This window comes from uncultured Chloroflexus sp., from assembly GCF_937129525.1.
In the GTDB taxonomy this organism is placed as follows: domain Bacteria; phylum Chloroflexota; class Chloroflexia; order Chloroflexales; family Chloroflexaceae; genus Chloroflexus.
Window position 1 is genome coordinate 66,849 of record NZ_CAKZNK010000037.1, and the last position, 7,954, is coordinate 74,802.

Genomic DNA, 7,954 nt, shown 5'->3' on the forward strand with positions numbered 1-7,954 from the left:
CAGGCGGCAGCCGTTGCTCTTCGCAACCTTTTCAGTCACGGAACGTCATATTCAGGCAAATAATTCCGGCTTCGTAGTATGATGAAGCCTGGTATCTTTGCCTGCACTGTAACTTTGAGGATGTACGTATGAGCCAACCAACACGCCCTCGGCGCCGTCAAAACCGTCTTGCATGGGGAATTGGCGCACTGCTCATCATTGGCGGTATTGTGGCCGGTTTTATAACCTTCAACCGAAATCAACCTTCCAACGTCCGGCTCAATTATGCTCTCGTGAGGCCGCAGATCAGCCCGATTAGCGCCACCGTCAATGCCAGCGGCGCGATTCAGCCTCAGCAGGTGCTTGATCTGACGTTTGCTAGTAGCGGGTTGATCAGCGAGGTATTCGTGCAGGTTGGCGATCAAGTGGCAGCCGGGCAAGAGTTGGCCCGACTCGACACCCGTGATCTCGAACTGCGGGTCGATCAGGCGGCAGCGCAGTTGGCGCAAGCCCAGGCGAATCTGGAACGATTGCGGGCCGGGCCGAGTGAAGCCGAGGTGAAAGCGGCAGAAGCGCAACTGGCGCAAGCGCAGGCGCAATTACGCCAGACAACCGGCAATGTCACTGAGAAGGATCTGGCAGCGGCGCAGGCTCAGGTCGATCAGGCGCGGGCTAATCTGGAGCGTCTGCTCGGCGGGCCGAAGGCCAGTGAAGTTGCGCAAGCCCAGGCCCAGGTCGATCAGGCGGCAGCAGCCTTGCAAGCGCAGCGAGATTCGCTATCGGCGGCCAAAACTCGCGCCGAATCACAACTGTTGCAGGCCGCCAATACCCTCCGCGACCGTCAGGCGGAATACAGTCGGATCTACAACGACAACCGCGAGCGCGAGCAGCAGCTAGCCCGCTTCGGCCAATCGCTGCCGCAATCGGCGCTTGATACCGAAGCGGCGGCATTGCGCGCAGTGCAAAACGCCGAAGAGCAGATGCGGCAGGCGCAGGTAGCGTATGAGCAGGCGCGCCAGGCCGAAATTACCGGTATTGCGCAGGCAGAAGCGCAACTGCGCAGCGCTCAGGCGAATCTGGAGCGCATCCTGTCCGGCGCTGAAGCCGATCAAGTTGCGGCAGCCCGCGCGCAACTGGCCCAGGCAGAGGCGAATTTGAACAAGTTATTGGGCGATCAGCGCGCCGGCAGTCTGGCCGCAGCGCAGGCAGCAGTCGCCAGCGCTCAGGCTAACCTGCAACGGATCACTTCTCCTCCCAGCGAGGCCGATCTGGCCAGCGCTGAAGCGCAGATTGCCAATGCCCGGGCCGGTCTGGCTCAGGCGCAACTGGCGCTCGAACGAGCGACGCTCAAGGCGCCAATTGCCGGCGTGGTAGCCGAAGTAAACCTTGAGGTCGGCGAGTTTTATAACGCGGCCCGTCCGGCAATTGTGTTAGCTGACCTGAGCGGCTACTACGTAGACGTGACGGTTGATGAGATCGATGTAGCTCAGATTGCCGTTGGTCAACCAGTAACCCTGGTGCTCGACGCTTTGCCCAATCTCGATCTGCGCGGCACTGTGGCGCGGATTAATCCACTTTCCATCCTGCAATCTGGCGTCACGGCTTACACTGTGCGAATTGTTACGACCGATCCACCGGCAGCGGTTCGTCCGGGAATGTCGGCCAGCGCCGATATTGTCGTGGCTGAGAAGAACGAAGCCCTGGTAGTGCCACGACGGGCAATGCGGGCCGAAAGTGGTCAGTTCTTTGTTGATATTACTGTCGATCCGGCGTTGTGCGACACTGATATTGCCCAGCGTCCATTGCAACCGCCGTTGCGGGCAGTGGCCGTGAAACCGGGTTTAAGTAACGAGCAGGTGATCGAGATCACCGATGGCGAGATTGACACCAACAGTTGCGTCTACGTACCGGGGGTTGATGCGCGGATTAACCTGTTCAACGCGGGCGGGCCACCTCCTGGTGTGCGCAATCGCTGAGTTACACGGAGCAGACAACTATGAACCTTGGAGAAGCGCTCCGGATCGCTTTTACCAGCTTGCTGGCCAACAAGCTACGCGCCATTCTGACGATGCTCGGTATTATCATCGGCGTCGGCGCAGTGATCGCGTTGCTGGCGCTCGGCGGCGCGATTCAAACGCTGATAACCAGTGAATTGCAGGGATTGGGCAGCAATCTGGTGTTTCTATTCGCCGGCACCAACGACCCAGAGACAAACCGAAGAGTGCCACCGCGTCTGACGAATGAAGATATTGCTGCCATCGCCGATCCACTGAATGTGCCGGCAGTGGCAGCCGTCTGCGCCGAATTTAGCCGCCGCGCCCTTACCACCTATAGTGGAGCCAGTTATGATGCGCTGATTGCCGGGGTTAGCGCAAATTACCCCCAGGTACGCAATGCGCGCGTGGCGGAAGGAACTTTTTTTGATGAACGCGCCATCGAACTACGTTCACGCGAGGCAGTGCTCGGTCATCGCGTTGCCCAGCGGCTCTTTACTAACGGCACCGACCCGGTGGGGCAGCAGATCCGGATCAATGGTATCGGTTTTCGGGTGATTGGCGTAATGGCCGAGCGTGGCGGCAGTTTCGCATCAAATGAAGATGACCAAATCTTTGTGCCAATTACAACTGCGCAGGATCGACTCTTCCCGCCAGCGCAAAACGTGACGCGACGAGTGGAAGTGACAGTGGTGTATATTCAGGCGCGGGATGAAGACAGTATCGATGAACTGATCGATCAGATTACCGCACTCTTGCGCCAACGGAATGGGTTAACCTATCAGGATAACAACTTTACCATCATTACGCAGCAAGATCTGGTTAGTTCGTTTGCGACAATCACCGGCGCAATTACCATTTTCCTGGGCGCAATCGCCGCTATTTCACTGGTAGTTGGCGGGATCGGCATTATGAACATTATGCTGGTGAGCGTCACCGAACGCACACGCGAGATTGGTTTGCGCAAAGCCGTCGGCGCGCGCCGCAATGACATTCGACTGCAATTTCTGGTTGAGGCGACGGTTCTTAGCCTGATGGGCGGAATACTGGGCATTGCGCTCGGTTATGGCCTGGCTGCGATCGGCACAGCATTACTGGCCAATTTCTCGCCGAATGCGCGCGCGGAGGTAAGCCTTGATGCTATTCTGCTGGCAACGCTGACCTCTATTGCCGTCGGCATCTTTTTTGGCCTGTACCCTGCCGACCGCGCGGCGCGGCTTGATCCTATCGCAGCCTTGCGCTATGAATAACCGGCTGGCGCATGCTATACTGTACCCACCACACTATACGGAGTTTCGCCCACAACGATGCGGCAACGCAGCGCGTTATTCCGGTGATATGAACTGAGCTATGCGCATCCTGATTACCGGCTCATCTGGCATGATCGGCACGAACCTCGGCCTTCGCTTGCTCGAGGCCGGGTATCAGGTCTTCGGGATCGACCGCCGGGTTAACCCATGGACTGACCGCATTCCCACACTGCTGCAAGACCTGGCTATGCCGCAACGTGATTTTCGGGCCGGGATCGGAGGCGCGCCCTACCCTCCATGTGATCTGGTTGTCCACCTGGCTGCCAATGCCAAAGTGTACGAGCTGGTTACAGAACCGTACCGGGCGCTGGAAAATATCAATATCACCTATAATGTCCTCGAATACTGTCGCGCCCACAACCTGCCGCTGATCTTTGCCTCATCGCGCGAAGTGTACGGCGACATTCACCGTTACCTTACCGAAGAGACACGAGCCGATTTTAGCTTTACCGAAAGCCCTTATTCAGCCTCAAAGATTGCCGGCGAGGCGTTGATCTATTCTTACGCTCGCTGTTATGGGTTGCGCTACATCGTGTTTCGCTTCTCAAATGTCTACGGACGCTATGACAATGATCTGGCCCGGATGGAACGAGTTCTCCCGCTCTTTATTCACCGCATCAGTCAGGGCGAACCGGTGATCGTCTATGGCGGCGATAAAGTGCTCGATTTTACCTATATCGATGACTGTGTCGATGGAATAATGCGTGGTATCACGCGTTTATTACGAGGAGAGGTCGTTAATCGCGCGATCAACCTGGCGTATGGCGAAGGCAACACTCTGATCCGGGCCGCAGAATTGATCGGTCAGGCGCTAGGTCGCCGACCCGAGATTATCGTGCAGCCAACCAAACGAGTTGGTGAAGTCAGCTACTACGTGGCCGACATCAGCCGCGCGCGTGAGCTATTAGGTTATCAGCCTCAGGTGCCATTGGCGGAGGGAATTAGACGCGCTGTTGCGTGGTCACGCGGAGAGCAAGCGCTATGACCCAACATCAGCAAGAGATGACCGAAATCACCCCAACGACGCGCGCTATTCCAGTTGAGCAGGTGCGACGCTGGATGCAGGCGAGCGCAGCCTGGCTGGCTTTGCAGGAGTCAGAACGCCTCTTTCCGGCGTTGGTAAACAGCTTTGTCGAGATAGCGCCGACCCTGCATGCCGCCATCCTCTGGCTGATGACCACCGGTAGTTTGCAACCGGCGAAGCAAGCCGGATTGCCGTTGTCAAAACCGCTTGAAGAACAATGGAAGCAAATTAAGCTGCGATCGGGTGAAGGTCTGGCCGGACTGGCGTGGCAGCGTGACACCGTGATCCAACAGCACGGTGAACACGGTTATCGCGAGTTGCAAGGGCTGGCTTCGCCGCAAGCGCAGGCTATTTTTCAAGCCTTGAGCGACCTTTTGCCGCGAAGTCTGACCGTTACCGCTGCGCCTCTACGCGCCGGCAATCAGTTTATCGGCGTGCTAGAGTTGATCAGTACCGATAACAATTCACGCGAAATTGAGCTGGAAGATCTTGAAATGATCACCAGCATTGTTGCGGCGGCGATTCGCAATGCGCAGCTTTACGATGAAATCCGGCGCAGCCATCAACGGCTAAAGGCTTTTGATGCTGTCGTGACATCGATCAGCACGGCAGCCGATCTGCCAGATCTGGTGCAGAGCGTACTGACGGTAGTGCTCGAACTGACGCCAGCGCGCAGTGGGGCGTTGCTCATTTTTGATCCAGCCCAAGAGCGTCTGCAACTCAGCGCATACCGAAATATTGCGCCAACAGCGCTCAGTTGCTTCGATCAAATCCCGGTTGATGCCAGCCCTTGCGCCGAAGTGGTGCGTTATGGTCAGCCGGCAATCCGTCCACTTCTGCACGAACGCGGCGAGCAGACGTTAATCGCCGCCGGGATTACGGCTGCCGCCTACTTGCCACTTCTGGCCGGCGGCACAGTCACCGGAGTGCTGGCGCTCTTCGGCGATCTGGAATTGACCAGTAATATTGACAAAGATATGCTGATGCCGATCTGCAATCAGGTCGGTTTCGCGATTGCGAACGTGCGACTGTACGAAGATAGCCAGCGCGAGCGACGTAAACTGCATACGGTCGTGGAATCGATTGCCGAAGGAGTGCTGCTCTGCGACCGCCACGGTCGCTTAACGCTGGCCAATCAGGCAGCGCATGAACTGCTTGAGCAAGATAATTTGAGCTTCGAAACCCCGCTCGCCAGCATTCCCGATCTGTACGAACTGCGCGATCTCGACGGTAATCCACTCACACCTGATGATCTGCCTTTTACGCGCGCGCTTCGCGGCGATACATTTTATGATTATCGGTTGATGCGCCGACGGGCTGACGGCAGTGAACGCTTCTTCAGCTTTACCGGCGCCCCGGCGGTAAATGAGCAGAATGAGATCGAAGGCGCAGTGATTACGTTCCGCGACATCACTTCCAATCAGAAGGTACAGCGCGCAAAAGACGAGTTTCTGGCAGTGGCTGCACACGAGCTGCGCAGTCCGCTGGCGGCGGTTCGCAGTTATGCCGACCTGTTGCTGCGGCGAGAGCAACAACGTGAAGGCGATCCGCGTGACATCCATGGGTTGACTATTCTGACTCAACAGGTTGCCCATATGTTACGCCTCGTCGATAACCTGCTCGATGTATCGCGCCTCGACGCCGGACAGTTCGATCTGCAATATCAACAAACCAATCTGGTCACCCTGGCGCAGCAGGTCATCGACCAGCAGCGGCCAAGCGCGGGCAACCGCGAATTGTTGATCGAGTCGGAAACGCCAGAACTGATCGTAGCCTGCGACGCTGTGCGCATTCGGCAAGTCTTGACCAATCTTCTCAACAATGCGATCAAATACAGTCCTGCCGAGAGCGTGATCAGTGTCCGTCTGCGCCATACGCTACTACCTGCCAGCAATTCACCAGCCGCGTTGATCAGTGTGAGCGATCAGGGGCCAGGTATTCCGCCTGAGGAGCGTGAGCGCGTATTCCAGCGTTATTATCGCGCGCCGGGGAAGCGAGCAGAGGGTTTGGGACTGGGCCTGTACCTGAGCCGTGAGATCGTGCAACTGCACGGTGGTCAGATTTGGATCGAGAGTCGCGAAGGTCAGGGTAGCACGTTTATGGTGCTGTTACCAATCGAGCGACTACAGCGATAACGCCTGCGCAGGCTGGCCGGATAGTGGTTGACAAATATTCCCCGGCGCGTCGGGGAGGTCTGTGGTGAGCCGGGCCAGCAACGCCAGAACGCGCATCCATCGCTTTTCAAACGGTCTGGATTGACGTGAAACCAACCTGGAGCATTACCTGTGCCAATCCGCATGAAACCATTTCTTCGCTCACTGCCACCGGCACCACCGCCACGTCTTGCCCCAGCGGAGCCGCCACCGATCCGGATGGCTGCCAATGAAAATCCACTCGGCCCATCACCTAAAGCGATTGCTGCTGTGCAAGCGGCACTGAACGAGATCCATCGCTACCCTGATGCTGGCGGCGCGGCGCTCAAACATGCGCTGGCCGCGCGGGCCAATCTTTCACCAGAACACGTTATGCTGGGAAATGGCTCCGACGAACTTATTATGCTGGTTTGCCACGCTATGCTGGGTGAAGGCGATGAGGCTGTGCTGGCGCAGGGATCGTTCATCAGCTATGCGCGTCGGATACAGGCTCAAGGCGCAATTGCCCGCCAGATCCCGTTGCGCGAGATGACCCACGATCTACCGGCAATGGCAGCAGCAATTACGTCGCAGACGCGGCTGATCTTTGTATGCAACCCCAACAATCCCACCGGCACAACGGTCGGAGCCACCGAACTGTTGGCCTTTCTTGATCAGGTACCGGATGATGTGCTCGTTGTCGTCGATGAAGCCTATATCGAGTTTGTGACCCGTCCTGACATTCCTGATCTCCTGCCGCTCATCAGATCGGGGCGCGATAATCTGCTCTTATTGCGCACCTTTGCCAAGATTCACGGCTTAGCCGGACTGCGACTAGGGTATGCATTCGGCGCGCCTGATTTCATTGCCTACCTCGAACGAGCGCGTCCAGTCTTCAACGTTAATGCGCTGGCGCAGATCGCCGGCCTGGCAGCGCTTGACGATACTGAACATCTTACCCGTTCACTTGCGCATGCCGCCCGGAGTCGGGCTTTTCTCAGCGCAGAGTTGCGCGCACTGGGTTTAACCGTTATTCCCGGCGAGACCAATTTTATCGCGGCGGCAGTGGCTGATGACCAGGCTATTGCCGCTGCCATGGCTCAGCGCGGTGTGCTGGTAACACCGCTGAGCGCCTGGGGATTGCCGGGTTGGGTACGAATTTCGTTTGGCACCGAAGAAGAGAACCACGCCTGTATTGCGGCATTGCGCGCAATTCTGACCAGATAGCGCCGACGAACGATTCGGACACAACGCTAAAGGAGCAGCTATGAGTGAACCGCAAAAACCTGCCTTCTGCCCTCAATGCGGGCATACATTATCGCCCAAAGACCGCTTCTGCCCGGAATGCGGCGCGCGAGTGCCAGAGCCTCCCGCGCCGGAAGCGTCTTCCGGTCAAACCGCCGCACCGCCGACCGTCGTCATCCCCCCTGACCGACCTGCCGCGCCGCCGACCGTCGTCATCCCCCCTGACCGACCCGCCGCGCCGCCGACCGTCGTCATCCCCCCTGACCGACC

General features: G+C 57.7%; 6 protein-coding genes. All 6 read left to right on the forward strand.

Translation table 11 applies throughout. From position 1 onward, the window contains the following. Positions 1 to 128 precede the first annotated feature (128 nt). The gene (locus Q0650_RS03700) at positions 129 to 1,955 is read left to right on the forward strand and encodes an efflux RND transporter periplasmic adaptor subunit (RefSeq protein ID WP_298816041.1); all 1,827 of its coding nucleotides are present in this window, start codon (positions 129 to 131) and stop codon (positions 1,953 to 1,955) included. Between the two features lie 20 nt (positions 1,956 to 1,975). Next, positions 1,976 to 3,223, forward strand: coding sequence for an ABC transporter permease (locus tag Q0650_RS03705; protein ID WP_298816046.1), 1,248 nt, complete (start codon positions 1,976 to 1,978; stop codon positions 3,221 to 3,223). A 100-nt stretch (positions 3,224 to 3,323) separates the two neighbouring features. Beyond that, positions 3,324 to 4,268, forward strand: a complete 945-nt coding sequence (locus Q0650_RS03710; RefSeq protein WP_298816048.1) for an NAD(P)-dependent oxidoreductase — start codon at positions 3,324 to 3,326, stop codon at positions 4,266 to 4,268. After that, positions 4,265 to 6,442 carry an ATP-binding protein gene (locus Q0650_RS03715; protein ID WP_298816049.1) on the forward strand — a complete coding sequence of 726 codons (2,178 nt, stop codon included), beginning with the start codon at positions 4,265 to 4,267 and terminating at the stop codon, positions 6,440 to 6,442. The genes Q0650_RS03710 and Q0650_RS03715 overlap by 4 nt, the downstream gene beginning before the upstream one ends. A gap of 162 nt (positions 6,443 to 6,604) precedes the next feature. After that, positions 6,605 to 7,666, forward strand: a complete 1,062-nt coding sequence (gene hisC / locus Q0650_RS03720; protein ID WP_298816050.1) for a histidinol-phosphate transaminase — start codon at positions 6,605 to 6,607, stop codon at positions 7,664 to 7,666. A gap of 40 nt (positions 7,667 to 7,706) precedes the next feature. Continuing rightward, a partial coding sequence (locus Q0650_RS03725; protein ID WP_298816051.1) for a zinc ribbon domain-containing protein occupies positions 7,707 to 7,954 on the forward strand: 248 nt, incomplete at its 3' end.